The organism is Brevundimonas sp. SS2672, assembly GCF_059579685.1.
On sequence record NZ_CM184201.1, the window covers coordinates 140,656 to 167,084 of the forward strand.

General features: G+C 69.5%; 26 protein-coding genes and 1 tRNA gene. 6 read left to right on the forward strand and 21 right to left on the reverse strand.

From position 1 onward, the window contains the following. Positions 1-2: 2 nt before the first annotated feature. Together AC52GN_RS00675 and AC52GN_RS00680 are read right to left on the reverse strand one after the other, a co-directional pair. The gene (locus AC52GN_RS00675) at positions 3-275 is read right to left on the reverse strand and encodes a hypothetical protein (RefSeq protein ID WP_312219428.1); all 273 of its coding nucleotides are present in this window, start codon (positions 273-275) and stop codon (positions 3-5) included. A 173-nt stretch (positions 276-448) separates the two neighbouring features. Further along, positions 449-979 (reverse strand): hypothetical protein, encoded by a 531-nt coding sequence (locus AC52GN_RS00680; RefSeq protein ID WP_496527858.1) that lies wholly within the window; start codon positions 977-979, stop codon positions 449-451. A gap of 149 nt (positions 980-1,128) precedes the next feature. Between AC52GN_RS00680 and AC52GN_RS00685 the strand changes: the two genes are divergently transcribed. After that, positions 1,129-2,331, forward strand: coding sequence for a threonine ammonia-lyase (locus AC52GN_RS00685; RefSeq protein ID WP_291778712.1), 1,203 nt, complete (start codon positions 1,129-1,131; stop codon positions 2,329-2,331). Further along, a complete protein-coding gene (locus tag AC52GN_RS00690; RefSeq protein WP_496527859.1) occupies positions 2,312-2,854 on the forward strand; it encodes an FKBP-type peptidyl-prolyl cis-trans isomerase in 543 nt (180 codons plus the stop codon). Before AC52GN_RS00685 ends, AC52GN_RS00690 begins: the two co-directional genes overlap by 20 nt. Positions 2,855-3,010: 156 nt before the next feature. On the opposite strand, the gene queG is transcribed toward AC52GN_RS00690, so the two are convergent. The 3 genes from queG to AC52GN_RS00705 all read right to left on the reverse strand — a co-directional run bounded on the left by queG (position 3,011) and on the right by AC52GN_RS00705 (position 5,881). Then, positions 3,011-4,126 (reverse strand): tRNA epoxyqueuosine(34) reductase QueG, encoded by a 1,116-nt coding sequence (queG, locus tag AC52GN_RS00695; RefSeq protein ID WP_496527860.1) that lies wholly within the window; start codon positions 4,124-4,126, stop codon positions 3,011-3,013. 25 nt (positions 4,127-4,151) lie between these two features. Continuing rightward, positions 4,152-4,838, reverse strand: a complete 687-nt coding sequence (gene fzlA / locus AC52GN_RS00700) for an FtsZ-binding protein FzlA (protein ID WP_312219418.1) — start codon at positions 4,836-4,838, stop codon at positions 4,152-4,154. A 62-nt stretch (positions 4,839-4,900) separates the two neighbouring features. Continuing rightward, on the reverse strand, positions 4,901-5,881 hold the full coding sequence (locus tag AC52GN_RS00705) for a cation diffusion facilitator family transporter (RefSeq protein WP_496527861.1): 981 nt from the start codon (positions 5,879-5,881) through the stop codon (positions 4,901-4,903). 127 nt (positions 5,882-6,008) lie between these two features. Between AC52GN_RS00705 and AC52GN_RS00710 the strand changes: the two genes are divergently transcribed. After that, entirely contained in the window at positions 6,009-6,815 is an 807-nt protein-coding gene (locus AC52GN_RS00710) for an undecaprenyl-diphosphate phosphatase (RefSeq protein ID WP_496527862.1), read from the forward strand. Between the two features lie 207 nt (positions 6,816-7,022). Here the strand turns inward: AC52GN_RS00710 and AC52GN_RS00715 are convergent, their stop codons facing one another. The 14 genes from AC52GN_RS00715 to hppD all read right to left on the reverse strand — a co-directional run bounded on the left by AC52GN_RS00715 (position 7,023) and on the right by hppD (position 21,343). Further along, a complete protein-coding gene (locus AC52GN_RS00715) occupies positions 7,023-7,994 on the reverse strand; it encodes a complex I NDUFA9 subunit family protein (RefSeq protein ID WP_496527863.1) in 972 nt (323 codons plus the stop codon). A gap of 130 nt (positions 7,995-8,124) precedes the next feature. Next, positions 8,125-9,792, reverse strand: coding sequence for an amidohydrolase (locus AC52GN_RS00720; RefSeq protein WP_496527864.1), 1,668 nt, complete (start codon positions 9,790-9,792; stop codon positions 8,125-8,127). Positions 9,793-9,922: 130 nt separating this feature from the next. Then, positions 9,923-11,887 carry a M1 family metallopeptidase gene (locus tag AC52GN_RS00725; protein ID WP_496527865.1) on the reverse strand — a complete coding sequence of 655 codons (1,965 nt, stop codon included), beginning with the start codon at positions 11,885-11,887 and terminating at the stop codon, positions 9,923-9,925. 51 nt (positions 11,888-11,938) lie between these two features. Beyond that, positions 11,939-13,198, reverse strand: a complete 1,260-nt coding sequence (locus AC52GN_RS00730) for a multidrug effflux MFS transporter (protein ID WP_346486246.1) — start codon at positions 13,196-13,198, stop codon at positions 11,939-11,941. Positions 13,199-13,354: 156 nt separating this feature from the next. After that, positions 13,355-14,449, reverse strand: a complete 1,095-nt coding sequence (locus AC52GN_RS00735; protein ID WP_346486245.1) for an HlyD family secretion protein — start codon at positions 14,447-14,449, stop codon at positions 13,355-13,357. Positions 14,450-14,462: 13 nt separating this feature from the next. Continuing rightward, entirely contained in the window at positions 14,463-16,163 is a 1,701-nt protein-coding gene (locus AC52GN_RS00740; protein WP_496527866.1) for an efflux MFS transporter permease, read from the reverse strand. Further along, positions 16,160-16,720 carry a TetR/AcrR family transcriptional regulator gene (locus tag AC52GN_RS00745; protein WP_291778747.1) on the reverse strand — a complete coding sequence of 187 codons (561 nt, stop codon included), beginning with the start codon at positions 16,718-16,720 and terminating at the stop codon, positions 16,160-16,162. The genes AC52GN_RS00740 and AC52GN_RS00745 overlap by 4 nt, the downstream gene beginning before the upstream one ends. A 141-nt stretch (positions 16,721-16,861) precedes the next feature. Next, positions 16,862-16,946, reverse strand: a tRNA-Leu gene (locus AC52GN_RS00750). An 89-nt stretch (positions 16,947-17,035) separates the two neighbouring features. After that, complete coding sequence (locus tag AC52GN_RS00755) at positions 17,036-18,043, reverse strand: fumarylacetoacetate hydrolase family protein (protein WP_496527867.1); 1,008 nt, start codon at positions 18,041-18,043, stop codon at positions 17,036-17,038. A 75-nt stretch (positions 18,044-18,118) separates the two neighbouring features. After that, positions 18,119-18,406, reverse strand: a complete 288-nt coding sequence (locus tag AC52GN_RS00760; RefSeq protein WP_291778756.1) for a hypothetical protein — start codon at positions 18,404-18,406, stop codon at positions 18,119-18,121. Continuing rightward, a complete protein-coding gene (locus AC52GN_RS00765; protein WP_496527868.1) occupies positions 18,397-18,870 on the reverse strand; it encodes a methyltransferase family protein in 474 nt (157 codons plus the stop codon). Before AC52GN_RS00765 ends, AC52GN_RS00760 begins: the two co-directional genes overlap by 10 nt. Then, positions 18,867-19,967 (reverse strand): isoaspartyl peptidase/L-asparaginase family protein, encoded by a 1,101-nt coding sequence (locus AC52GN_RS00770; RefSeq protein ID WP_496527869.1) that lies wholly within the window; start codon positions 19,965-19,967, stop codon positions 18,867-18,869. The genes AC52GN_RS00765 and AC52GN_RS00770 overlap by 4 nt, the downstream gene beginning before the upstream one ends. 104 nt (positions 19,968-20,071) lie before the next feature. Then, positions 20,072-20,257, reverse strand: coding sequence for a hypothetical protein (locus AC52GN_RS00775; protein ID WP_496527870.1), 186 nt, complete (start codon positions 20,255-20,257; stop codon positions 20,072-20,074). Beyond that, positions 20,258-21,343, reverse strand: a complete 1,086-nt coding sequence (hppD, locus tag AC52GN_RS00780; protein WP_346486235.1) for a 4-hydroxyphenylpyruvate dioxygenase — start codon at positions 21,341-21,343, stop codon at positions 20,258-20,260. It abuts the gene before it with no gap. Between the two features lie 223 nt (positions 21,344-21,566). Between hppD and AC52GN_RS00785 the strand changes: the two genes are divergently transcribed. The 3 genes from AC52GN_RS00785 to AC52GN_RS00795 are packed head-to-tail and all read left to right on the forward strand — an operon-like array spanning position 21,567 to position 23,346. After that, on the forward strand, positions 21,567-22,148 hold the full coding sequence (locus AC52GN_RS00785) for a YqaA family protein (protein WP_346486234.1): 582 nt from the start codon (positions 21,567-21,569) through the stop codon (positions 22,146-22,148). A gap of 55 nt (positions 22,149-22,203) precedes the next feature. Beyond that, positions 22,204-22,743, forward strand: coding sequence for a disulfide bond formation protein B (locus tag AC52GN_RS00790; RefSeq protein WP_338577819.1), 540 nt, complete (start codon positions 22,204-22,206; stop codon positions 22,741-22,743). Positions 22,744-22,755: 12 nt separating this feature from the next. Next, the gene (locus AC52GN_RS00795) at positions 22,756-23,346 is read left to right on the forward strand and encodes a demethoxyubiquinone hydroxylase family protein (RefSeq protein ID WP_496527871.1); all 591 of its coding nucleotides are present in this window, start codon (positions 22,756-22,758) and stop codon (positions 23,344-23,346) included. 167 nt (positions 23,347-23,513) lie between these two features. Here the strand turns inward: AC52GN_RS00795 and AC52GN_RS00800 are convergent, their stop codons facing one another. Further along, positions 23,514-24,482, reverse strand: coding sequence for an esterase-like activity of phytase family protein (locus AC52GN_RS00800; RefSeq protein ID WP_496527872.1), 969 nt, complete (start codon positions 24,480-24,482; stop codon positions 23,514-23,516). Continuing rightward, positions 24,479-26,377 carry a cobaltochelatase subunit CobT gene (gene cobT, locus AC52GN_RS00805; protein WP_346486231.1) on the reverse strand — a complete coding sequence of 633 codons (1,899 nt, stop codon included), beginning with the start codon at positions 26,375-26,377 and terminating at the stop codon, positions 24,479-24,481. Before cobT ends, AC52GN_RS00800 begins: the two co-directional genes overlap by 4 nt. Positions 26,378-26,429: the final 52 nt, after the last annotated feature.

A 26,429-nucleotide genomic window follows, 5' to 3' on the forward strand; every position in this document is an offset into this window, starting at 1 on the left:
GCTTAGGGCGCGGTCGGCGCCGTCAGCGGAGCCGCTCCGCCTTCGACCGGCGCGGAGGTTGCGGCCGGAGCTTCGACCGTCTTGTCGAACAGCAACGGCCCCATGGCGAAGGCCGCGACGGCGGCGCCCGCCGACAGCGCCAGCACGGCCACGACCCCATAGGCGATCAGCGAACGCGACCGACGGCGGCGAAAGCCGCCCGGCCGCACGTTGCGCACCAGCACATAGGGGCGGTTCGTGAAGGCTTCGGAGCCGATGATGTTGTGCTGGGACAAGAAGACGCTCCCGACTTTCCTTGAACGGAGCGGCTCACAGAGCGGCTTCTTGGGGCCAAAGGATGGCGAACGCCGGTCAAACGACGACGGCCGCACGAGGAGCGCGGCCGTCGAAAAAGGCTCAGCTAACGGCTCAGTTTATGGCTAGGCTAACGGCTCAGCCGGGGCGGGTTTCAGCCGCCGAGCGTCACATTGACGGCCCGGCCGCCGCGCGTCTGGACCCGGCGCATCAACACCATGACGTCGTCGCCAGCCTTGACCGGGGCGATCAGGAACCAGCTTCCGTCCGGCAGGTTCGAGAAGCGGAAGCCGCCCTCGGCGCACGGCTCGGCCCGCTCGAAGGACCGGTAGTCCGCGCCCTGTTCGCCCGCCGAACGCGCGCGCACCACGGCGGCCGGGACGGCGGCGCGGTCCGAGGCGCCGTACAGGCGATCGATCCGGGCGCGGGTGTAGCGGGTGTCCGGGATCAGGCCGACGTTGCCGGCGCACTGGAAGGCGCGGCCGTCCTGGACGAAGGCCACGCGGCCCTCGATCGAGGCCTGACCCGCACGGGCGGACCAGGCGAAGTCGTCGGCGTTGAAGACGGCCGGTCCGACAGCCGCGCCGCCCATCGGCGTGGTGGCGCAGGCGGACAGGGCCAGCCCGCCGAGGGCGACGGCGACAAGGCTCTTGAAGGGGACGGGCGAGCGCGAGGAGGTGGTCATGAGGGCGGCTCCCGGTTTCAGTTCAGGCGTCGACCCGGCATGACCTTGGGGGACGGGGCGAGTCAAGGTTGCTCGCCGTCTCGTGCTGCTCCACAAGAGGACCGTAGACCGGACGAAAGAGGCCGGCCGCAAACAAAATCAGGGACTTCATGACCGTCACCATCGACGACATCCGCGCGGCGCAAAAACGCATCGCCGGCCAGGTCGACCGCACGCCCGTCCGCTATTCCCGCCGCCTGTCGCAACTGACCGGCGCCGAGATCTGGATCAAGTTCGACAATCTGCACTTCACCGGCAGCTTCAAGGAGCGCGGCGCCCTGAACCGGCTGCTGCAGCTGACGCCGGACGAGAAGAAGCGCGGCGTCGTCGCCGCCTCGGCGGGCAACCACGCCCAGGCCCTGGCCTATCACGGCGGCCGTCTGGGCGTGCCCGTGACCATCGTCATGCCCGAGGGCACCCCCTTCGTGAAGGTGGACGGCACCCGGGCCCACGGCGCCAATGTCGTCATCCACGGCCTCGACTTCTCGGGCTCGACCGAGGAGGCTAGGCGGCTTCAGGCCGAGCACGGCTATGTCTTCGTTTCGGCCTTCGACGATGAAGGCATCGTCGCGGGGCAGGGGGTCTGCGGCCTGGAGTTTCTGGAGGACGCGCCGGACCTCGACGCCCTGATCATCCCCATCGGCGGCGGCGGACTGATCGCCGGCAGCGCCGTCGCCGCCAAGGCGGTCAAGCCGGACATCAAGGTCTTCGGCGTCGAGGCGGCGCGCTATCCCTCCTTCACCGCGCGCCGTCGTGGCGAACCGGCTCAATGCAGCGGCCAGACCATCGCCGAGGGCATCGCCATCAAGGCCGTGGGGGAAATCCCCTTCGCTCTTGCTGATGCGCTGATCGACGAGGTCTTCGTCTGCGAGGAAGCCGACTTCGAAAAGGGGGTGGCCCTGCTGGCGACGCTGGAGAAGACGGTGGCCGAGGGCGCAGGGGCCGGCGGTCTGGCCGCCATCCTGGCCAATCCCGAGCGTTTCAAGGGCATGAAGATCGGCGTCGAGCTGACCGGCGGCAACATCGACGCCCGGATGCTGGCGGTGGTGCTGAACCGCGAAATGGTGCGCGAAAAGCGGTTGATCGTCTATCGCATCCTGGGCGACGACCGCCCCGGCATGCTGTCGGCCATGGCCGCCGTGATCGGCGGGCTGGGCGGCAACATCATCGACGTGGTGCATAACCGGCTGGCGCTGGACGTGCCCGCCAAGGGGGCCGAGTTCGACATCATGGTCGAGACCCGCGACTCCCGTCATGCCGAGGAAATCGGCGCCGCCTTGAAGGACCAGGGTTATGAACTTCGCATGGGCTAAGCGCCCCCTCGGCGCCGTCCTGGCTGCATCCGCCCTTCTGGCCCTGGCCGCCTGCGGCCGCCCGGCCGCCGCGCCTGAAGACCTGGCCAAGAACGCCGCCGAATCCGCCGCCTTCATGAAGCAGAACGCGACGGAGGAGGGGGTCCAGACCCTGCCTTCCGGCCTGCAGTACAAGGTCGTGGCCTCCGGCCCGGCGGGCGGCGTCAGCCCCGACCGCAACGATCTGGTCAAGGTCGACTATGAAGGCACGCTGACCGACGGCACGGTGTTCGACAGTTCGTTCAAGCGGGGCGCGCCCGCCGTCTTCTCGCCCGAGGGCGTGGTGCCCGGCTGGACCGAGGCCCTGCAGATGATGAAGCCCGGCGACGAGTGGATTCTCTTCCTGCCGCCGGAACTGGGCTACGGCGAGCAGGGCGGCCCTCCGATGATCCCCGGCAACGCCGTGCTGGTGTTCCGCCTGAAGCTGCTGGACGTGGCTCCGGTGCCCGGCGGCGGCCGCGGCGTGGGCCAGGCGAGCGTCTAATCCCTTCTCCCCTTGTGGGAGAAGGTGGCTCGCGAAGCGAGACGGATGAGGGGTGGCGTCGCGGCGGCTTGAAGGTGTGATCAGGTCGCCGCCCCTCATTTCTGAATGTCGCGCCTACACCCCTCATCCGAGCGCCTCCGGCGCCCACCTTCTCCCTCAAGGGGAGAAGGACCACTCCTGTTTGACCTCTTCGTCCGCCTCATCCGCCAGCCGCGCCGTGCGTTCGGCCTCGAAACGCTCCGGCGCCAGGCGCGACAGCGCCCAGACCGCAGCGCCTCGCACCACGGGCGCCGGGTCGTCCAGCAGCCGCTCGACCGCTTCGATCAACGCCGGCTCGCTCGAGTTCCCCGCCGCATACAGCACGTTGCGAATGAAGCGATCTCGCCCGATCCGCTTGACCGGGCTCTTGGTGAACAGGGCGCGGAAGGCGGGGTCGTCCAGCGCCAGCAGGTCCGCCAGCGGCGGCGACTTCAGCGCGTCGCGCGCGTGCAGCCGCGCCTCCGACGCGCCTTGCGCGAACTTGTTCCAGGGGCAGGCGGCCAGACAGTCGTCGCAGCCGTAGATGCGGTTGCCCGTCGCGGCGCGGAACTCGCGCGGCCAGGCGCCCGCGTATTCGATGGTCAGATAGGACAGGCACCGCCGGGCGTCGATCTGAAACGGCGCCGGAAAGGCCTGCGTCGGACAGGCGTCGAGACAGGCGGTGCAGCGGCCGCAGTGCTCGACCTCGGCCTCGTCGGCCTCGATCTCGGCGGCGGTCAGGATCACGCCCAGGAACAGCCAGTTGCCGTGGGTGCGGCTCAAGAGGTTGGTGTGCTTGCCCTGCCAGCCCAGGCCCGCCCGCTGGGCCAGCGGCTTCTCCATCAGGGGGGCGGTGTCGACGAAGACCTTGACTTCCTGGCCCAGCCGCGCGGCGATCTGACCGGCCAGGACCTTCAGCCGCCCCTTGATGACCTCATGATAGTCGTCGCCGCGCGCATAGACGGAGATATAGCCCGCCGACGCCTCCTCCAGCTCGGGCCGGGGGTCTTCGTCCGGTCCATAGTTCATGCCCAGGACGATGGCGGTCCGGGCGCCGTCCCACATGGCGGTGGGGTGAGCGCGGCGCTCCAGCGTCGTCTCCATCCAGCCCATGTCGCCGTGACGGCCCGCGTCGACGAAATGGGCTAGCTTCTCGCCCGCGCTCCACGGATCGCTGGCCGAGGCGAAGCGGCACACGCCGAAGCCCAGGTCGGCGGCGCGCTGTCGGATGAAGATGCGGGGATCGGCCGCCATGAGGGCGCTTTAGCCCCCGTTGACCTCAGAAGTCGAGGTCGGCGTACCAGGGCGCGGGCTGCACGCCGGGGAAGCGATCGCCGAGAAGGGGGCGGAAACAGGGGCGCGACTTCAGCTTGGAATACCACAGCTTCAGCGACGGCCAGGAGGCCCAGGCGACCTCGCCGAAATAGTCGAGCACGGACAGATGGCCCGCCGCGATCAGGTCGGCCTGGCTGAGACGGCGTCCGGCCAGCCATTCACGCCCGGCCGCCAGAGGCTCCAGCGTCGACAGATGGCTTTTGAGCGCCTCGCGGCCTTCCCGCAGCATCCGGGCGTCGGGCGACCCCAGCCGCAGCAGGGGCTTCTCCATCCGCTCATGCAGCAGGACGGCGTCGACCTCATCGGTGAAACGGCGGCTGAACCAGGTCGCCAGACGGCGCGCCTCGGCGCGCTCGGCCGGGTCGGACGGCAGCAGGAAGTCGCCCTTGGTGCGGTCTTCCAGCCAGCCCAGGATGGCGTCCAGTTCGCACAGGACCAGCGGACGGTTCTTCTCCGTCACGGTCAGCACCGGCGGCATTCCCGACGGATTCATCTCGAACAGGGGGCAGTCGTCCTCCCATGGGCGGACGGCTTCTTCGCTATAGGCCGTCTTGGCCTCGCCCAGCGCCAGCCGCGCCGTGCGCGACGCGGGATGATAGGCGAAATGATAGAGGACGGCGGGCGTGGACATCGTCCGCCTTCATGCGCCCGCGCGCGTTAAGGGTCCGTTTACCGCGCGCGATTGTCGCAGGCTCAGGACCAGGGACCCATACGCGACGAGGGCGCGTCCGGCGCGACCGGTTCCGACGTCGTCGGGCGGGCGGGGGCGAAGGCGCCGCCGTGCGGTTCGGCGGCCCCGCGCGGATCGGCGTGGATCAGGATGTCGGCGTGGGGAAAGGCCTTCAGCACCCGCTTCTCGGCGTCCAAGAGGATGTCGTGCGCGGCCTTGAGGCTGAGTTCGGGGTCCAGGTCGACGTGCATCTGCACCATCAGGGCCTGGCCGGCCATGCGGGTGCGCAGCTGGTGGACGTTGGCGATGCGGGCGTCCTCGGTCACGGCGGCGACGATGGCGGCGCGATCCTCGTCCGAGGCGGCCTGATCCAGCAGATGGCCGGCCGCGTCCTTCAGCAGGCTGACCGCGCCCCAGGCCAGCCAGACGGCGACCACCAGACCGGCCGCCGCGTCCAGTCCCGGCGCCTTGAGGAAGGCGCCCGAGATCACCCCGATCAGCACCACCACATTGGCGGCCAGGTCGGCGGCGTAGTGGGCGCGGTCGCCCGCCACGGCCAGGGAGCCGGTCTTCTTCATCGCCTGGGTCTGCATCCACACCAGGCCCGCCGTGACGGCGATGGACAGGACGACCACCCCGACGGCCCAGCCTCCGGCGGTCACCGGGCGCGGATCGAAGATGCGCTGGGTCGCTTCCCAGCCGATGAAGACGCCGGACGCCAGCACCATGCCCGACTGCACCAGCGAGGCCAGGCCTTCGGCCTTGCCGTGGCCGTAGCGATGCTCGTCGTCGGGCGGGGCGGCGGCCCAGCGCACGGCGAAGAAGGTCGCCAGCGACGCCACCAGGTCCAGGGCCGAATCCGCCAGGCTGGCCAGGATGGAGACCGAGCCGGACGCCCCCAGGGCGAAGGCCTTCATAATGATCAGCAGGACCGCCGTCGCCACCGACAAGGTGGTGATCCGGCGGGTGGTCTCATGGGCGGCGTCGAGAGGAGAGGCGGACATTTCCTCGCCCTTGTCGCCCAAAACAGCGCCCGCGCCAATGGCGGCGGCGGAGGCGGGGCGCTAAGGAGAGGCGGACGGGAGGCCGCAGGCTGCGGCGCGCCCGACAAAGAGACCGAGCGGAGCATTCATGGCGGACTGGCTGACGGCGATCCTTCTGGGTCTGGTTGAGGGATTGACCGAGTTCATTCCGGTGTCCTCCACCGGTCACCTGCTGCTGCTGGGGCATTTCCTCGGTTTTGAAAGCACCGGCAAGACGTTCGAGATCGTCATCCAGCTGGGCGCTCTGCTGGCCATCATCAGCGTCTATTTCAAGCGGCTGTGGACGCTGGCGACGCGCTGGCCCTTCGATCCGGAGGCGCGGCGCTTCCTGATCGGCCTGCTGGTCGCCTTCGCGCCGGCGGCGGCGATCGGTTATTTCGCCTACGAATTCATCAAGACGGTGCTGTTCGAGACGCCGCTGGTGATCTGCATCGCCCTGATCGTTGGCGGGGTGCTGCTGCTGTGGCTGGACCGGATGAACAAGATTCCGACCTATCTGGACGCGGACCGCTATCCGTTCCGAGTCTATTTCCTGATCGGCCTGTTCCAGTGCCTGGCCATGATTCCCGGCGTGTCGCGTTCGGGCGCCACCATCGCCGGCGGCCTGCTGCTGGGCACGGACAAGCGGTCGGCCGCCGAGTTCAGCTTCTTCCTGGCCCTGCCGACCATGGGGGCGGCGGTGGCCTACGACCTGTTCAAGAACCGCAACGTGCTGGACTTCAGCGACGTCGGCCTGATCGCCATCGGCTTCATCGCCGCCTTCATCTCGGCCCTGGCCGTGGTGCGCTTCCTGCTCGACTTCGTGTCCAAGCGCGGCTTCGGCCCCTTCGCCTGGTGGCGGATCGTGGTCGGCGTCGTCGGCATCATCGGCCTGGGCGTGACGGGCGCGCTGTAGGCTTTCTCAAGGCGCCGCCCCGACCCCCTGTGCCGTCATCCTCGGGCTTGACCCGAGGATCCAGCCTCGCAGCGGCCTGAATCGTCGTGAGTGTCGATGCGTCCTCCGTCGTGTCTGCTGGATCCTCGGGTCAAGCCCGAGGATGACGGCGTGGGGTTCATTTAGACACGGGCTGTACGTCAGGAAGACGCGCCGAAGTCAGGCAGATCAGGCGGCGGGGCTCTCGGCGTACTGGCCGCCGTTGCGGTAGCGCCACAGATAGGCCGGCGCGATGGCTTCCAGGCCTGAGGGCTCGACTCCCAGATCGGCCAAGCCCTTGGCGCCCGAAGTCACGACATTGTCCGTCTCCAGCAGCACGACCTGATCCCTGGTCAGGGCCGGACGCAGGCCGATCATGGCCGGGATCTGGGCCAGGGAGCCGATCAGACGCGCGACCGGGAAGGGCAGGGGCAGCAGGATGTTGCGGCGGTTGGTCTCGCGCAGGATGAACTTCAGGATGTCCTCGAAGGTCCAGACCGACGGGCCGCCCAGCTCATAGGTCTCGCCTTGGGCCTCGGAGGCGACGGTCGCGCGGGCGATCGCCTCGGCGGCGTCGGCGACATAGACCGGCTGGAACCTGGTCTGTCCCCCGCCGATCAGCGGCAGGACCGGCGACCAGGTCGCCATGGCGGCGAAGCGGTTCAGGAACTGGTCGCCCGAGCCGAAGACGATCGACGGGCGCACGACCACGGCGCCGGGGAAGGCGGCGCGCACGGCGGCCTCGGCCTCGCCCTTGGTGCGGGCGTAGTCGGCCTTGCCGTCGGCGTCGGCGCCCAGGGCCGAGATGTGGGTCAGACGCTTGGCGCCCGCCGCCCTGGCCGCCTCGGCGACATTGACCGCGCCCTCGACGTGCAGGGTCTGGAACTTGCGCCCGCCGGTCTCGAACAGGATGCCGACCAGGTTGATCACGGCGTCGGCGCCGCGCACGGCCTGCGCCACCGCAGCCTTGTCGGTGATGTCGCAGCGCACGACCTGAACCTGGCCGACGTCGCCGGCCATGTGCAGCATGGGTGCGCTCTTGGCGTTGCGCGCGGCGACGCGCACGCGCCAGCCGCGACGGGCCAGGGCGCGCACCACCTGGGTTCCGATAAAGCCCGAGCCTCCGAACACGGTGACCAGACCGGGGGCGAAATCAGCCATCTCAGACGCTCCAACGCCAAGCCCCGGCCGCAAACGACGGCCGGAGACGAAATCCTATGCGCGGGGCTTAACCGAAGCGGCCCCTGCCCGCAACGAGAAGGGGCGGGATTCCGTCTGATCCGTCCGCCTCTCAGTCGGCCTGATGCACGATCCGCCCGTCGACTACCGTCAGCACGGCCCGGCCCTTGGGAATGTCGGCGGCGGGGACGGTCATCAGGTCGATGTCGAAGGCGGTGAAGTCGCCGCGCTTGCCCACCTCGATCGTGCCCAGCTCATTCTCGCGGAAGCTGGCGTAGGCGGGCCACAGGGTGAACATCTTCAGCGCCGTCGCCCGGTCCACCGCCTCGTCCGGCCGCCAGTCCGGCCCCTGAAAGCCGTTCAGGTCGCGGCGCGCCACGGCGGCGTAGAACTCGATCAGCGGATCGCCCCGCTCGACCGGCGCGTCCGAGCCGCCGACCACGATCACCCCGCGATCCACCAGCGTATGCCAAGCGTAGGCGCCGTCCAGCCGGGCGTCGCCCAGACGGTCTGCGGCGAAATGCAGGTCGCCGATGGCGTGGCTGGGCTGCATCGAGGCGATGATCGGCAGTTCGTCGAAATAGTGATAGTCGCGCGGCCGGATGATCTGGGCGTGCTCGATGCGCCAGCGCGGATCGGCCAGCCTCCACTCGGACCTGGGCACGGAACGCAGCGCCTCTTCATACCAGGCGGCGACGTCGTGGTTGCCCTGGTCGCCGATCGCGTGGGTGGCGATCTGGATTCCGGCGCGCAGCGCCTCCTGATACAGGGGCATGACCTCTTCGCGCGAGGCCAGCATCAGGCCGGACGTCTCGGGCCGGTCGGAATAGGGCTCGAACAGCTTGGCCCCGCGCGAGCCGAGGGCGCCGTCGGCGTAGAATTTGATGGCCCGGGTGATGATGCGCCCGTCGCCCGCGTCGCGCGGCCCGCCCGCCATCAGGGCGCGCGCATCGCCCATGTCGATGCTGTTGTAGACCCGCAAGGGCGCCTCGCCCGCCTCGGCCATCGCCTCCAGCAGGGGCACGTCCTTCCACGGCGCGCTCATGAAATGGACGCCGGTCCAGCCATAGCGGGCGTAGACGCCGAACCCGGCGCGATAGGCCTCGCGCGTCGCCGCCGCATCCGCCTCGGGGGCCAGGCCTTCGAGCAGGGCCATGGCCCCGTCGACCAGCAGGCCGGTCGGCTGGCCCTCCGCGTCCTTGAGAATCTCGCCGCCCGAGGGGGTCGGCGTCGTCGCATCGATCCCGGCCGCCGTCAGGGCGGCGCTGGACGCCGCCCGCGCATGGCCGTCGGCCCGGCTCAGCACCACCACCCGCCCCGGCGCGGCGGCGTCCAGATCGGCGGCGGTCAGGAAGCGCTTCTCGGGCCAGTGGGTCTCGATCCAGCCGCGCCCGACGATGACGCCCTCGGGGTGGGCCTCGGCCCAGGCGCTGAGTCTCTGCATGGCTTCGGCGACCGAGGCCGAGCCTTCCAGGTTCAGAGTCATCTCGCGCCAGCCGATGCCGTCCAGATGGGCGTGGCCGTCGGTGAAGCCGGGGAAGAGGGTCGCCCCCTTCAGGTCCACGACCTCCAGCCCCTCGGCCGACGGCGCCGCGTCCGCCGCCCCGACATAGGCGATGCGTCCGTCGCGCACGACCACGACCTCGACGGTCGGCCGGGCCTCGTCGCCGGTATGGATGGTCCCGCCCCGGATCAACAGGTTCTGGGCGTAGGCCGCAGGCGCGGCCGCCAGCATCAGCGCGGCCGCCAGCGGCAGGGTCGTCTTCACGGTTCGGATCATCAGCGCCTCCAGTCGCGGCGCAGGGGAGCCCCAGCCGCGCCTGGCGTCAAGCGATCCAGTGTTGTCTCCGTCATCCTCCGACAAGCCGCGAAGCGGCGCTGATCGGAGGATGACGAAAGCGGGAGGCCTTTTACGGCCGCCCCACCACCTGATCGACCGAGTTGCTGGTGACCGGGTGATACAGCGGTCGCGCCTCGGCATAGATGCGCGTGGCGATGGGGCGGCCCCAGTCGCCTTCGGCCCACAGGGTCTGGAACAGCGGCAGGACGAATTTGCGTCGGCCCTGGCTGGTCAGGAAGCGCTCGGCCGTGGCCACCGCGGGCTCGTAGCGGTTGGCCAGGGCCGCCTGCAGCCAGGCGAAGGTCAGTTCGGCGTTGCCTTCGCTGTCCAGCTTCAACGTGCTTTCCAGATCGGCCAGCTGCGCCGGGGTCAGCCAGTCGGCGCCCGCCGCCAGGCCTTGGGGCCGCCACGACAGGAAGCGCAGGCGCTGCTGGGTGTTCCAATCCTTCCACGGCGCGGCCGAGGCCGGACCCTTGGCGACGTAGAAGGCCTCGGCGGCCGCGTCCACGGCTTCGAAGGCGTGCGACACCGGCGCCTGGGCGTTGGACGGCAGGCCCGGCTGATAGATCCAGTTCTCCAACTGCAGCTCCGCCTCCAGCGCGGCGTCGCCCTTGACCAGATTCTCGCGGATGTCCTTCAGGAAGCCGACGTCGGTCATCGGCTGGAAGGCGTGGCGGTCGAAATAGCCGCGCAGCCAGGCGTCGAACGTCTCGCGCCCGACGATGCGCTCGATGGTGCGCAGGAAGGCGGCGCCCTTGTCATAGGGAATGCCCGACAGGCCGTCGTCGGGGTCGCGTCCGGTCAGGTCCAGATGCAGGCGGGTGTCGCCCGGATCGGTGACGGCGATCTCGGCGACCAGATCATTCCAGGCCAGGGCCTGTTCCTGCAGGGCGCGCTCGCGGCCGTAGAGCGCCTCCATGATGCGGTTCTCGAAATAGGTGGTCGTGCCCTCGTTCAGCCAGATGTCGGCCCAGGTGGCGTTGGTCACCAGATTGCCGGACCAGGAGTGGGCCAGTTCGTGCGCCACCAGCGACACCAGCGACCGGTCGCCGGCGATGATGGTGGGCGTGGCGAAGGTCAGGCGCGGGTTCTCCATCCCGCCGAAGGGGAAGCTGGGCGGCAGCACCAGCAGATCATAGCGGCCCCAGCGATAGGGGCCGTACAGCGCCTCGGCCGCATCGACCATCTGGGCGGTCGGCTCCAGCTCCCATTGGGCGGCCTTCAACCGGCTCGGCTCGGTCCAGACCCCGGTGCGTTCGTCGAAGGGGGCGAAGGCGAGGTCGCCCGCGCCGATGGCGATCAGATAGGGCGGGATGGGCTGGTCCAGCTTGAAGCGCCAGGCCTTCATGCCTGAGCCTGCCGCTTCGCCGTTCGGGGTCAACTGCTCGGCCGACATGACCACGGTCAGGTCGGCGGGGGCGGTGATACGGGCGCTGTAGGTCTGACGGATGCCGGGGCTGTCCTGGGTCGGGATCCAGGTGCGGGTCAGGATAGCCTGGCCCTGGCTGAACAGATAGGGCTTCTGGCCGCCCGCCGTCTGCTGCGGGCTGAGCCACTGCAGGGCCGAGGCGTCGGGGCGGGTGGCGTAGGCGACGACGATCTTCTGCGTCTCGTCGCCCTGGAAGGCCGGGACGCGCACGCTCAAGGGCTGGCCCTTGATCGGGTCGGCGGCGCCCAGGCTCCAGTCCAGCGGACGGCCTTCAGCGTCGGTCACGCTCTTGATGTCCAGCATCTTGGCGTCCAGCACCACCTCGGTCGCGCCGGGGCGGCCGGTCACGTCCAGCGTCGCCGTGCCCGTCAGGGTCTTGGCCGCGAAGTCGGCGGCCAGGTCCAGATCGACGTGCGTCACTCTCGCCTCGGCGGGCCGGGCCCAGGAGTGCGGGTCGTTGACGTAAGCCGTCGCCTGGGCCGACGCGGCCGGGACCAGGGGCGACATCGGCGTCGTGTCTCCGGTCGTGGCGCAGGCGCCCAGGGACGTGGCGAGGGCGGCGGCTATAGCGAGGGCGGAAACCCGCCCGACCAGCTTCAGGGTCATCGAACGCTCCGTATCAGATGCGCCCGAAAAGGCTCCCTTGCGCCCGAAAGATCAAGCCTTTGCTGCGGTCGGCGGCAGGTGATGGGCCTTGAACAGCCGCCCCTTCTCGGCCGCCAGAACCAGCGCCAACGCCGCGACGCCCAGCAGGACGAAGCCCACGGTCATCGGCACGGTGGTGCCGTCGAACTGCTGACCGATGGCGAAGCCCAGCAGGGCCCCGCCGATCGAGGAGATGAAGCCCTGGGCCGAGGAGGCCGTGCCCGCGATATGGCCCATCGGCTCCATGGCCATGGAGCCGAAATTGCCGGCGATGAAGCCGAAGCAGAACATCTTGCAGGCTTGCAGGGCCGCGAACACCCACAGGCTGTCGTGGCCGGTCCAGGCGATCAGGGCGTGCAGGGCGCCGAAACCGATGAAGCCGAACAGGGCCGTGTGTGCGATCAGGCGCGAGCCCAGCTTCTCGACCAGGCGCGCGTTGAGGACGGAAGCCACGGCGATGCCCGCCGCCACCAGGGCGAAGACGACCGGGAACAGACCCGGCGCCTTGAACACGTCGAAGAAGATCTGCTGCGAGGAGTTGATGAAGCCGAACAGCGCCCCGCTGATCACGGTCATGGCCAGGGTGTAGCCCATGCCGATCCTGTTGCTCAGGGCGAAGCGGAAGGCCCCGGCGATGCGGCCGAGGTTGATCGGCATCCGGTCTTCGGGGTGCAGGGTCTCGGGCAGGCGCAGACCCGCCCAGATCAGGAAGGCGCCGCCCGACAGGGCGAAGACGCCGAAGATCCACGGCCAGGGCGCGACCAGCATGATCGTCTGGCCCACGGCGGGCGCCAGGATGGGCACGCCCAGGAAGACCAGGAAGCTCAGCGACATGACCCGCGCCATCGTCCGCCCGGCATAGCGGTCGCGCACGATCGAGACGGCCAGCACCCGCGTCGCCGCCGCCCCGATCCCCATGCCGATCCGCGACAGGATCAGCATGTCGAAGGTGTGGGCGAAGGCGGCCAGAACGCTGAAGACGACATAGACGGCGATGCCCGTGAACAGCACAGGCCGGCGTCCATAACGGTCCGACAGCGGGCCGTAGAACAGCTGCGCCACGCCGAAGCCCAGCAGATAGGCGGTGATGACCCACTGACGGCTGTTCTCATTGGCTACGCCCAGATCCTCGCCGATGTAGGGCAGGGCCGGCAGCATGGCGTCGATCGCCAGGGCGTTCAGCGCCATCATCACGGCGATCAGGCAGACGAATTCGGCGAAGCCCGGCCCCTTGGGCGGAGCCTTGATCGCGGAGGAGGGGGCGCTGGTCATCGGCTCCAGATGCGGCCTGCGACAGGCTGACGCAACCCTGCAAAGGTGAAGATTTGCGCACCGCAACAATAAGTCAGGCGGCGGGCTGCAGATTCGAGGCTGTTCGTTCCTGTCACCCGCTCATCCGGGCCGAAGTCGGGAAGAGCGGGGGCGCCTTCAGCCCTTCACCTTGATCCGCGCCGTCACCGACATGCCCGGCGCCAGCCGCTCGGCGCCCTCCTGGCCCGGATCGACGGCGATGCGGACGGGGATGCGCTGGGCCACCTTGGTGAAGTTGCCGGTGGCGTTGTCGGGGCGGATGACGCTGAACTCGGAGCCGGTGGCGGGCGAGATGCGCTCGACCTTGCCGGTCAGGACGCGTCCGCCCAGGGCGTCGACGGTGATCTCGACCGGCTGGCCGACGCGCACGTCGCGCATCTGCGTCTCCTTCATATTGGCCGTGACCCAGACCACGTCGGGGACCAGCGCCATGAACTGCGTGCCGACCGCCGCCTGCTGGCCCTGACGCACCGTCACCTCGCCCAGGCGGCCGTCGCGCGGAGCCTCGATGCGGGTATTGTCCAGATCGATCTGCGCCAGGCGCACCTGGGCGCGGGCGTTCTCGACGGCGGCCTCCAGCGAGCCTCGATTGACCACGGCCGAGGTGACGCCGGTCTGGGCCACGTCCTCGGCGGCGCGGGCTTCGGCCAGTTGGGCCTCGGCGGCGCGCAGGGCGTTCTGGGCTGTGTCGACCTGGGCCTGGGCGACCCAGCCGCCCTCGAACAGAGTGCGCACCCGTGTCGCATCGGCGCGAGCCTTGGCTGCAGCCGACTGGGCGGCGGCGATGGCGGCGCGCGTCTGGGCCACCGATCCGCGGGCCGAGGCCTGGCTCTGGGCCGAGTTGGCCAGCGCCGCCTCGGCCGAATGCAGCGAGGCCTGCGCCTGCTCCAGCCGCTGGCGATAGATCCGGTCGTCGATGGTCGCCAGAAGTTGGCCCTGCTTCACCGTCTGGAAGTCCTGCACCTCGACCGAGGTCACATAGCCGCTGACTTGGGGGCTGATGATGGTCACCTGGCCGCGCACATAGGCGTTGTCCGTGGTCTGCGGCCCGCCCGAGAAGGGCGGCAGGCGCCAGGCGTGCAGGATCAGGCTGATCCCCACCACGGCCATGGCGATCAGGGCCACGCTCCACATCACGCGGCGGCCGCTGGACGGCGGCGGCGGCGCAGGGGGCGCGGCGGGAGCGGACGGCGGAGGGGCGGCGTCGGTCATGGTCTTGTCCGGTTCAATCGACAGCCGTCGCGACGGAGGCGGCGGCGTCGGAGGCTTGCGTCTGGGCCTGGCGGGTGGCGCGGCGCGCCTCCAGCTTGGGCCGATAGTGGTTCAGGGCGACCCAGGCGGCGCCGATCGCGGCGGCCCCCGAGATCAGCAGGAAGACGTCGTTGTAGGCCAGCACCTGGGCCTGCTGGCTGACCTGCTGCTGCAGCAGGCGCAGGGCCGCGCCCTGGCGCTGGGCCGCGTCGCCGATCACATGGGCGTAGGCGCCGCCCAACTGCTGCAGGCGCAGCACGGTCTCGGGATCGCCCAGGCTGATGCTCTCGGACAGCTGGCTGGAATGGAACTTCTCGCGCAGGGTCTGGATGGTGCCGACCAGGGCCGAGCCCATCAGTCCGCCGACGTTCTGGCCGATGGAGAACAGGACGATGAAGCTGACCATGTTCTTGCCCCCGCCCTGCAGCACCTTGCCGAAGCCCAGGATCATGGTCGGGCCGATGAAAAAGGCGGCGGCGAAGGCCAGCAGGGCCTGGCTGAAATAGAGCTGGGTCGGGCGCGTCAGCACGGTGGCGTGGCTGTCGATGAAGGCGCCGACGGCGATCATGACCAGGGCGATCGAGATCGGCTTCCACAGCTTCATCGGATTGAGGGTGAAGGCGCTGACCAGGGTCCCCGCCGCCGTGGCGATCAGCATGACCACGAACAGGCCCTGCATCTGCTGCGGGACCAGCCCCATCTGCTGCAGGAAGCCGACCGCGCCGGTCGTCTGCTCGGACAACACGATCCGCACCAGCAGGATCGCCAGAAGCAGCCGCACCAGGTCGCGGCCCGCCAGCCACTTGAGGTCGATCAGCGGGTTGGTCCGGTTGTATTCGATCAGGACGGCGGCGGTCAGCAGCACGATCGCCCCCGCCAGAGCCCAGCCGATCCACGCCGCCTCGGTCCACCAGACGATGCGGCCCAGACCCAGCACGGCCGTCAGCAGGGCCACGCCCGGCGCGAACAGGGCGAAGGTGACGAAGTCCAGTTTCTCGAACACCCGCACCCGCTGCGACGGCGGCATCCTCAGGGCGAAGACGGCGGGCAGGGCGACCAGCACCAGCCCCAGCTCGAACATGTAGAAGGCCCGCCACTGATCCAGGTCCAGCAGGCGCATGACGCCCAGCCGCGCCAGGGGAATGGCCAGGCTGGACAGGCCGACGCCGATGATGATGCCTTTCAGCCGGTGCTGCGCCGGAAAGGCCTGGATGATGTAGAGGATGCCCAGGGTCGACATCCCCGCCGCCGCCATCCCGGCCACGCCGCGCACGATCAGGGTGGAGCCGTAGTCTTCCAGAAACAGATGCGCCGCCGCCGTGGCCAGGAAGACGACCAGGATGATCTCGGTGAACAGGCGCAGGCCGTACTGCATCCGGAACTTGACCAGCAGCAGGTTCATGCAGGCGTTGGTCATGACGAACACCACGGGCAGCCATGCCGCCTCCGTCGTGGTCACGCCCAGCGCCCCGGCCAGTTGCGGCAGGTCGGCCGTCACGGCGGCGTTGCCCAGACTTCCGGTCAGGGCCACCAGCACCCCGACGAAGGCGTAGGCCAGCCGCCAGGGCGTCGTATGATCCGGCGTCGCGGGCGAACCGGGCAGGACCGGCCGCTCGTGCGGCTTCAGGGTGGCGAGGAATTCCTCCCACGGCAGGTCCCAGTGACGGCGGCTCATGCGGCCTCGCCGCGCGGCCGCACCGCGTCCAGCACCAGGGCCAGGGACCGCAGGCTGAGCGCTTCGCGCGCCTTCGCCGGGGCCGTCCGCGACGGAGCGCCCAGCATCAGGGCCAGGACGCGGATATCCTCGACCGTCAGGTCCGGCCGCACCCGCCCCGCTGCCTGGGACACGGCCAGGGCCTCGGCTCCGGCGGCTTTCAGTCCCTGACGGATGGGCGCCAGGGCCTCGTCCTTCAGATCGCGGATCGCGCTGGACAGACCCGCGCTGTCCAGCATCAGCCGGGTCATCTGCTCCAGAAACCAGATGAAGACGTCCGGATCGTCCAGCCGCGCGCGGGTGCGTCGCGCCAGGCCGTCGATCTGCTTCAGGAAGACCGCCAGGGCGAGCTCGGAGCGGTCGGCGAAGTTTCGATACAGGGTCGCCCGTCCGACCCCTGCCTGCTCGGCGATCAGATGCAGCGGCGCATCCAGCCCGTCGCGCGCAAAGGCGGTCTCCGCCGCCAGAAGCAGCTTCTCGCGACGTTCTGCGGCGTCTTGTCGCAACGGACGGGTCATGGCGCGCTAAGTGGACACTTGTGTCCGGTTGTTCAAGAGGTCTCCCCTCCTGAATGCGCAAGTCGCGCGCAAGCTGCGCCGCAAGAACGCTCTGGCGACGGATCGGTCTGTAAATTGTCTGGAAACCAGCTCAGAAGCCGGTGGTGCCGGTGGTCGGACTCGAACCGACACTCCTTGCGGAACCGGATTTTGAGTCCGGCGCGTCTACCAATTCCACCACACCGGCACGGCCTGGCTCAAGGCGGCGCAATCTAGCGACGGCTGAGGTCGCGTCAATCAATGAAGCGCAGCCGCCGCCAGTTTTTATCGCGTTGCTCAGACAGCCTCGACCGTCTGCTCGATGGCGCCGAACAAGGTGCGGTTCTTGTCGTCCAGCATTTCAATGCGGACGGTGTCGCCGTGCTTGAGGAAAGGGGTCTTGGCGGCGCCGGTCTGGATCGTCTCGACGGTGCGGATCTCGGCGATGCAGCTGTAGCCCAGGCCGCCTTCGGACACCGGCTTGCCGGGGCCGCCGTCGGCGTCCTTGTTCGACACCGTGCCCGAGCCGATGACCGTCCCGGCGCCCAGAGCGCGAGTCTTGGCCAGGTGGGCGATCAGGGTCCCGAAATCGAAGGTCATGTCGACGCCCGCGTCGGCGCGGCCGAAATCCTGGCCGTTGATCTGAACCAGCAGGGCGCCGGACAGCTTGCCGTCCTTCCACTGCTCGCCCAGGGCGTCTGGCGTGACAAAGACCGGCGAAAGGGCGCTGGCCGGCTTGGACTGGACGAAGCCGAATCCCTTGGCCAGTTCGCCGGGGATCAGGCCGCGAAGCGAGACGTCGTTGACCAGGCCGACCAGGCGGATCGAGGCCAGGGCCTCTTCGCGGCTGGCGCCGAGGGCGACGTCGCCGGTGACGACCACGATCTCGGCCTCAAGGTCGCAGCCCCAGGCCTCGTCCTTCAGCGGGATGGCGTCGCGCGGCGACAGGAAGCCGTCGGAGCCGCCCTGATACATCAGCGGGTCGGTCCAGAAGCTCTCAGGCATCTCGGCCCCGCGCGCTTTGCGGACCAGTTCGACGTGATTCACATAGGCCGAGCCGTCCGCCCATTGGTAGGCGCGGGGCAGGGGGGCGGCGGCCTCATGCTCGCGGAAGCGGCCGCGCGGCACGGCTTCGTGCTCAAGGCTTTCGGCCAGGGCGCGCAGCAGCGGCTCGCACCGCTCCCAGTCGTCCAGCGCCGCCTGCAGCGTCGGCGCGATCAGGAAGGCGTCCGTGAACCAGTTCAGGTCGTTCGAGACGATGACGAGGCGGCCGTCACGGCCGTGCTTGAGCGAGGCGAGTTTCATGGAGAGGAGGCTAGTCTCGGCCGAGGCGCTTGGAAAGCGGGGAGATGACGGCGCCGGCGCCGTTGCAGCTCGGAATTATTCGGGAGGGGTGATCACGGCCCGCGCCTCGGCGCCGGTGCGCTGAGCGGGGTCGCGCACCTCGACCTCGACAATGACGGCGCCCGCGGGCTCGTGCGCCCACAGGTAGCGGCGCTCGATCTCGACCGTGCGGCCGGACGGGGCCATGCCTTCATAGGCGTCGCCCCAGGGCGTGACGGCCTTCATCTCGTTCCAGCGCAGGCCGCAGGCGGCGTCCAACTCCTCGATCGCCATCTCCGACAGTTCGTCGGCGTGGGGCGCGGGCGTCTCGGGGTTCACAGCCATCGGCGCACCCTCCCTTTATAGGCCTCGTATTCGGCGCCGAAACGCGCCGACAGATACCGTTCCTCGCGGGCGATGACGAAGCGGTCGATCACGATCAGGCAGGGCGCCAGCATGGCCAGGGCGATCGGGCTGTCCATGGCCACGGCGAACCCGATGTAGGTCAGGCCGAAGCCCAGGTAGATCGGGTTGCGGCTGAAGCGATAGAGACCGCCGGTCGCCAGCGCCGTCGTCGGCTTCCACGGCTCGGGCGGGGTGCCGAGGCGACGGAAGGTCCCGGCCGCGATCCCATCCAGCAGCAGGCCGCCGATCACCAGAACGAAGGCCAGGCCGCGCCGCCATTCGACCGCCAGGCCCAGGGACGGCTCGCCGATCAGGCGGCCGATCCCGAACCCGACCAGCAGGAAGGCCAGGAAGATCAGCGGCGGGGGCGCGAGGACCCCCGCATGGTCGCTCCTGGCGCTCAACGCGCGCCCTCTTCGTCGCCGTAGATGGCGACGCGGGCGGGCGAGGTCGAGGAGACGGCGCCGCGATACATGCCCGAGGTGTTCATCGAGAAGGCGTGGACGCCGTCCTTGCCCATGACGATGACGCCGCCGTCGCCGCCGATGCTTCCGACCTCGGCGATCTCGGCGTCGGCGGCGGTCTGGACGGTCGCGCCCTCGGCCGTGCGACGGCAGATGTCGCGCGCCACGGTGGCGCGGATGAAATACTCGCCCGAGCCAGTCGCCGAGACGGCGCAGCCGTCGGCGTTGGAGGCGTAGGTCCCGGCGCCGATGATCGGCACGTCGCCGACCCGACCCCAACGCTTGGCCGTCATGCCGCCGGTCGAGGTGGCCGCCGCCAGACGCCCCTGGCTGTCCACGGCCACGGCGCCGACGGTGCCGAACTTGCGCTCGTCCAGCGGGGCCTCATTGAGATTGAAGGCCAGGGGCGCGGCCGGCCCCAGGCGAGCCGGTTCGGCCGGGGCGCCTTCGGGGCGCGGCGGCACGGCCTCGCCCCGATCGGTCAGGGCCTTGACCAGGGCCTGCCAGCGGCTCTCGGTGAAGAAGAAGGCGGGCGCCACCTCCTCCAGGCCGACGGAACGGGCGAAGGTCTCGGCGCCCTCGCCGATCATCATGACGTGGGGCGACTTCTCCATCACGGCGCGGGCGGCGGCGATCGGATGGCGGGTGCGGGTCAGGCCGGCCACGGCCCCGGCGGTCAGGTCCGGGCCGTTCATCACGGCGGCGTCCAGCTCGTTCTTGCCCGCCGAGGTGAAGACGGCGCCGCGCCCGGCGTTGAACAGGGGGTTCTCCTCCATCACCTCGACGGCGGCCTGGACGGCGTCGAGCGATGACCCGCCGCGCGCCAGCACGGCCGAACCGGCGTCCAGCGCGGCCTGCAGTCCGGCGCGATAGGCGGCGTCGCGCTCGGGGCTCAGCTGGGCGCGTTCGATCACGCCGGCGCCGCCGTGGATGGCCAGCGACCACTGCGGCGCGTCTTGAGTTCCCGGAATCTGAGCAAGGGCTGGCGCGGCCAGCAGGGCGGCGGCCGCAGCGGCGGCGAAGGCGATGGATTTCATTTCAAGCTCCCCATTATTCTTTGTCCTCCCTCTGCCGGGAGGCGGATCGGCGGCGATAGCGGACGGAGGGCGGCGCCTGACGGCGCCCGCCTCGCCGCTGAAGTCTAGCGTCTATGATGCAGGCGTCGCCACAGGCGGTGGGCCAGGATGGGGGCGAAGCCGCAGACGAGGGCGGCGGCCAGCACCATCCAGAACCCGCCCCCCAGCCAGTATTCGCCCGCGAGCGCCCCGGCCCCGCCCGCCAGAAGCGGGCCGAGCCAGGGCAGCCAGTGCGGCGGTCGGAACCGCATTCAGGCGTCGACCTTGATGACGCCGCGACGGATCTGGTCCAGCTCGATCGAATCGAACAGGGCCTGGAAGTTGCCGTTGCCGAAGCCTTCATTGCCCTTGCGCTGGATGATCTCGAAGAAGATCGGACCGAAGGTGTCCTGGGTGAAGATCTGCAGCAGCAGGCCTTCCTCGTCCGAACCGTCGATCAGGATGCGGTTCTTGCGCATCCGCTCCACGTCCTCGCCATGGCCCGGCAGGCGTTTGTCGATCAGTTCGAAATAGGTCTCGATGGTGTCTTGGAAGTCGACGCCGCGCTCGCGCATCGCCTCGACCGTCTCGAAGATGTTCTCGGTGGTCAGGGCGATGTGCTGGATGCCTTCGCCGTTGTAGCGACGGATGAATTCCTCGATCTGGGAGTTCTCGTCCTGGCTCTCGTTCAGCGGGATGCGGATGGCGCGGTCGGGCGCGATCATCGCCTGAGAGAACAGGCCCGTCGCCTTGCCCTTGATGTCGAAATACTTCTGTTCCTCGAAGTTGAACACCGAGTTGTAGAAGCCCGACCATGTGCGCATCTCGCCGCGCCGGACGTTGTGGGTCAGGTGATCCAGAATCTCCAGACCGACGCTGTTCTTGCGTTCGGCCTCTTCCCAGCCCTCGATCTCGTCCCAGGCGTCATAGAGGGAGCCGGTCTCGCCGTACTGGTCGATGACATAGAGCAGGCTGCCGCCGATGCCCTGCAGCACATAGGGGTAGTCGTTCGCCAGCGCCCCGCCGTGCACGCCCTCGGCGGCGCGGGCGCCGCGCGCCAGCGCGCCTTCGTAAGCCGCCTTGGCGTCAGCGACGCGGAAGGCCATGCCGTTGGCCGAGGGGCCGTGATCCCCGGCGAAGTCCGCCGCCTGTCCGGCCGGTTTGCGGTGAACCAGCATGGTGATGTCGCCCTGCTTCAGGCGGACCACGTCGTTGGCGGGATTCACATGGGTCGGGGTGAAGCCCATCAGCTCCAGACGTGAAATCATCGCTTCGGGCTCGGGGCCGGTGAATTCGACGAACTCGAAGCCGTCGACGCCGAGGGGGTTTTCCTGGTCGAGTTTGGCGGCGTCCTGCATGACGCGTCTCCTCTCTCTTATGGTTTGGCGCGGCCGGGGCCGTCATGGCGCGGCCGCTGATTGGGGCGGAACCTACTGGCGGGGCGGCATGGCGCGCAAGGCGGCTCTGGAGTGAAACGGCGCACGTTCCAGTGTCGCAGCCGCCCTTCGCCTCTCGCCCCCGCCGATGCGGCCTGCTATCGGGCGGGAGACGAGAGGCGGGGGCCTCGACCGGGACGCCTGAATGCTTCGCAAGCTCTATGACTGGGTCTTTTCCCTGGCCCGCCATCGTCACGCGACCCGATCGCTGGCCGTGGTGTCCTTCGCCGAAAGCTCCTTCTTTCCGATTCCGCCCGATGTCATGCTGGCGCCCATGGTGCTGGCCAAGCCGGAGCGCGCCTATTTCTACGCCATGGTCTGCACCGTCGCCTCGGTGCTGGGCGGGATAGCGGGCTACGCCATCGGCTATTTCCTGGAGCCGGTCGGCCTGCAGATGCTGGCCTGGCTGGGCAAGGCTGATGCGTTCGAGGCGTCCAAGGCCCTGTTCCAGCAGCACGGCGCCTGGGTCATCCTGATCAAGGGACTGACCCCCATCCCCTTCAAGCTGATCACCATCGCCTCGGGCATCTTCCAGTTCAATCTGGCGCTGTTCATCGCCCTGTGCGTCGTGACGCGCGGCGCCCGTTTCTTCCTGGTGGCCTTCGTGCTCAAGCGCTGGGGGCCGCCCATGCTGGCGATCGTCGAGAAGCGGCTGGCCCTGTTCACCGTCCTGTTCCTGGTCCTGCTGGTCGGCGCCTTCTTTATGGTCAAGCTGATCGGACACTGATCGACGCCGGTCTCGGCCCGGTTTATGAGAGGCGCCTGGTTCCTGTGAGGCGCATATGAGCGCGATCTACAAATTGCTGACCCGCTGGTGGACGGCCTTCGCCTTGGCCGCCGCCTTGGCCATGCTGGGTGCGGCCCATGCGTTCGAGCGGTTCGGCGGCATGGCGCCCTGCAACCTGTGCCTGAAGCAGCGCGAGGTCTACTGGGCCGCCGTCGCCATCGCCGGAGCGGCCACCTTCTGGGCCCTGTTCAGCCGGGCCAGCCGGGGCACGCCGCGCATCGCCTCCTTCCTGCTGGCGGCGGTCTTCCTGACAGGGGCGATCACGGCGGGCTATCACGCCGGGGGCGAGCTGAAGTGGTGGGCCCTGCCGGCCACCTGCATGGCCGCGCCGAGCACCACCATCGACCTGTCGGCGCTGACGGCCCTGGTCGACGGCACGGGGGGAAGCGCGGGCTTCGTCTCCTGCGGCGACATTCCGTGGAGCTTCGCCGGCCTGTCGATGGCGGGCTGGAACTTTGTGATCTCCCTGGCGCTGGCTATCTTCAGCCTGCTGGCGGCGAAACGTCCCAAGGACGCCCGCGCGCCGAGGAGCTAGGATCGAAGCGTCATGACCGAAGCCGCCGCAACCGTTTCCGCCGCCCGCCGCATTCCCCTGGCTCGCCCCGGCGTGGGGCAGGACAAGGCCCGCCTGGCCGAGATGCTGCGCGTCGACCACGCGGGCGAGTTCGCCGCCGTCCACATCTACCGCGCCCAGCGCGCGGTGCTGGAAGGCCGCAAGGGCAAGGACGTCATCGCCGCCGACCTGACCGAGATGGAAGGGCATGAAGCCGTCCACCTGGCGCGGTTCGAGGCTCTGCTGAACGAGAACCGGGTGCGCCCCACGGCCATGATCCCGCTGTGGAAGCTGGCGGCCACGGCGCTCGGCGCCGGGACGGCCCTGATTTCGGAAAAGGCGGCACACGCCTGCACCGAGGCGGTCGAGAGCGTCATCGAGAAACACTACGCCGACCAGATCGAGGAGATCCGCGATCGCGATCCCGACCTGGCCGCCGAACTGACGAAGTTCCGCGAAGAGGAACTGGCCCACCACGACCACGCCATCGAGCACGGCAGCCGCGAGGCCCCCGCCTACCGCCTGCTGTCCAGCGTCATCAAGGTCGGCTGCAAGGCCGCCATCAAGATCAGCGAACGGATCTAAGTCCAAGAGCTCAACGCCTCTCCCCCCTTTATGGGGAGGGTGGTCGCGCAGCGACCGGGTGGGGAGGGCTTGGTTATCAGGACGCGGCGCTTGAATGGCTCGGCCGTCCCCACCCGGCTTCGCCTTTCAGGCTCAGCCACCCTCCCCATAAAGGGGAGGGAGAAGGGTCACTTGACGTCAAACGCCAGCATCAGCGTCTTCTGCGCCGGATTGGCGTTGTCGTCGGACAGGATGTAGAGGCGCACGCCTTCGCCCTTAGTCTCGGCGGCGATCCCTTCGAAATTATCCGTCAGGCCCGGCAGCTTCAGCTCGACCAGCACCGGTCCCAGCGCGCCGTCCGCGTCCATGCGGCGCACCCGCGCGCGCACGTCGAACGGCGGACGCCATGACCGCTGCACCGCGAACCAGCCGTCGCCGCCGGGATCGCGCTCCAGCCCGGTCAGCCGCCAGCTGTCGGCGGGCGGCGTCGGCTCGACCACGGTGCGGCAGCCTCCCGGCGAACAGTCCCACACGCCGCCGTCCTCGCCGCCGACACGCCAGCCGCCGGGCGCCGTCGCCAGGCCCTCCATGCCTTCATTCGGGGGAAAGTTCGCCGCCGGATGCGCCTGCGCTTCGGGGCGGGCGTGCAGGCCGTCCAGCGGGCCGTAGCTCCAGATGCGGTGCTCGCGCTCGAAGCTGATCAGCACCTCGCCCTCTTCGGTCAGGGCCAGCCCCTCGGCGTCGCCCGCGACCTTGTCGACGATCGGCTCGCCGTCGGCCGTGGTCAGCCGCCGCACCCGCAGATCGTGCAGCCCCGTCAGCTTGCCGTCCGCATCCAGCTCCAGCCGTCCGCGCACCAGATCGCCGGAATCCGACACGGCCACGAACCCGCCGTCGCCCGTCAGCTTGAGATCCGACAGACCATGCAGGCTGGAGGCGGGCGCCGCGATCAACTGCACTCCGCCCGCATAGCGCACGCCCTCCGCCAGTTTGGCGCCGCCCGGCCAACCCAGGCCGACCTGCCGCGTCGACCCGCCCGCCGGCGCCCAGCCGACGGCTGTCGCTTCGGGCGTCCAGGGATGAGATGAGACCGCCGCCCCGGCGCAGGCGGCCAGGGCGAGGGAGATCAGGGCGGCGACATAGAGGCGACGATTCACGCCGCGCGCTTGTGCGGAACGCGCCCGCCCTGGCCGCCGAGTCTTTGGCCGCTGACGGTCTTGGGCTCGGCCTCGAACAGTTCGGCCAGCTTCTCGGTCATGGCGCCCGCCAGTTGTTCCACGTCGACGATGGTCAGGGCGCGGCGATACCAGCGGGTTACGTCGTGGCCGATGCCGATGGCCAGCAGCTCGACCGGGCTGCGCGTCTCGATCTTCTCGATCACCTGGCGCAGGTGCTTGTCCAGATAGAGGGCGGCGTTGGCCGACTGGGTCGAGTCGTCGACCGGAGATCCGTCCGAGATGACCATCATGATCTGCCGCGCCTCGGGCCGGGCCAGCAGACGGTCATGCGCCCACTCCAGCGCCTCGCCGTCAATGTTCTCCTTCAGCAGGCCCTCGCGCATCATCAGGCCCAGGTTCTTCTTGGCCCGGCGCCAGGGCGCATCGGCGCTCTTGTAGATGATGTGGCGCAGGTCGTTCAGGCGGCCGGGATTGGCGGGCTTGCCCGCGCTGATCCACGCCTCGCGGCTCTGCCCGCCCTTCCAGGCGCGGGTAGTGAAGCCCAGGATCTCGACCTTGACCCCGCACCGCTCCAGCGTCCGCGCCAGGATGTCGGCGCAGACCGCCGCCACCATGATCGGCCGCCCGCGCATCGAGCCCGAGTTGTCCAGCAACAGGGTCACGACCGTGTCGCGGAAGGGGCTTTCGCTCTCCATCTTGAACGACAGGGGGCTGGTCGGGTCGGTGATGACGCGGGTCAGGCGCGCCGTGTCCAGCATCCCTTCCTCGAGGTCGAACATCCAGCTGCGGTTCTGTTGCGCCAGCAGGCGCCGCTGCAGCTTGTTGGCCAGGCGTGAGACGACGCTGCCCAGGGTCGACAACTGGGCGTCCAGCAGGGCGCGCAGCCGGTCCAGCTCCATCGGATCGCACAGTTCGGCCGCGTCGATGATCTCGTCATAGGCGGTGGTGAAGGCGTGATAGACTTCGACCGCCCGGCCATCGTCCTGGGTCTGCTGATGGTTGGGGCGATCCCCCTCGCTCAATTCCGGGGCGTCTTCCTGGCCCTCTCCGTCCGGTTCGCCGGGCGTGCCGTCGGGGCGGGCCTGACGTTCGTCCTCGGCGGACTGGTCGTCGGCCGTGCCGTCCAGGGACTCGCCGCCGTCGCCGCCGTCCTGTTCTTCCTGCTCGTCCGGATCGGCCTCGTCCTGATCGGGCTTGTCGGCGTCATCCTCGCCGTCCTCCTCGGGCGAGTCGCCGCCGTCGGCGTCGCCGGGGTCCAGGTCCAGCGCGCGCAGCAGATCCTTCATGCGCGCGCCGAAGGCCGCCTGGTCGTCGCCCAGGGCGGCCAGGGCGTCCAGCTCGGCGCCGGCCTTGGCCTCCAGTTCGGCGCGGACCCGGTCCAGCATAGTCTTGGCGCCGTCGGGGGCCGGCTCGCCCGTCATCCTCTCGCGCAGCAACAGGGCGGCCGCCTCGGCCACCGGCACCTGAGCCGCCTCGGCGCGCAGGGCGCCGGACTTCTCCAGCCGGGTGACCAGGGCGGAGTCGAGGTTGCGCCGCACGCCTTTCAGCTCGCGCGCGCCGACGGCCTCGACGCGGGCCTGTTCAACGGCGTCGAAGACCTCGGCCGCATTCATGTCGACCGGGCGCAACTTGGCGTCCAGCGCCGGGTCATGGTTGGCCAGACGCAGCGCCAGCCGGTCCGCCTGGCCGCGAAGGGCGGCGCTCTCCGGCGCGGCCGGGTCGCGCGGCGGGTGGGGCAGGGTCAGCACGCCGTTCGACAGTCGCGGACCGTCGCTGCCGAAATGCACTTCCAGCTCAGCCTGTTCGGCCAGCGCCCTCGCCGCGTGCGACAGGGCGCGTTTGAACGTCTCGACGGGGGTCTCTGCAGCGGCCATGGGTCACACATAGACCATGCTGCGCCGGGGGGAAGAGGACGAGGCGTCCCAG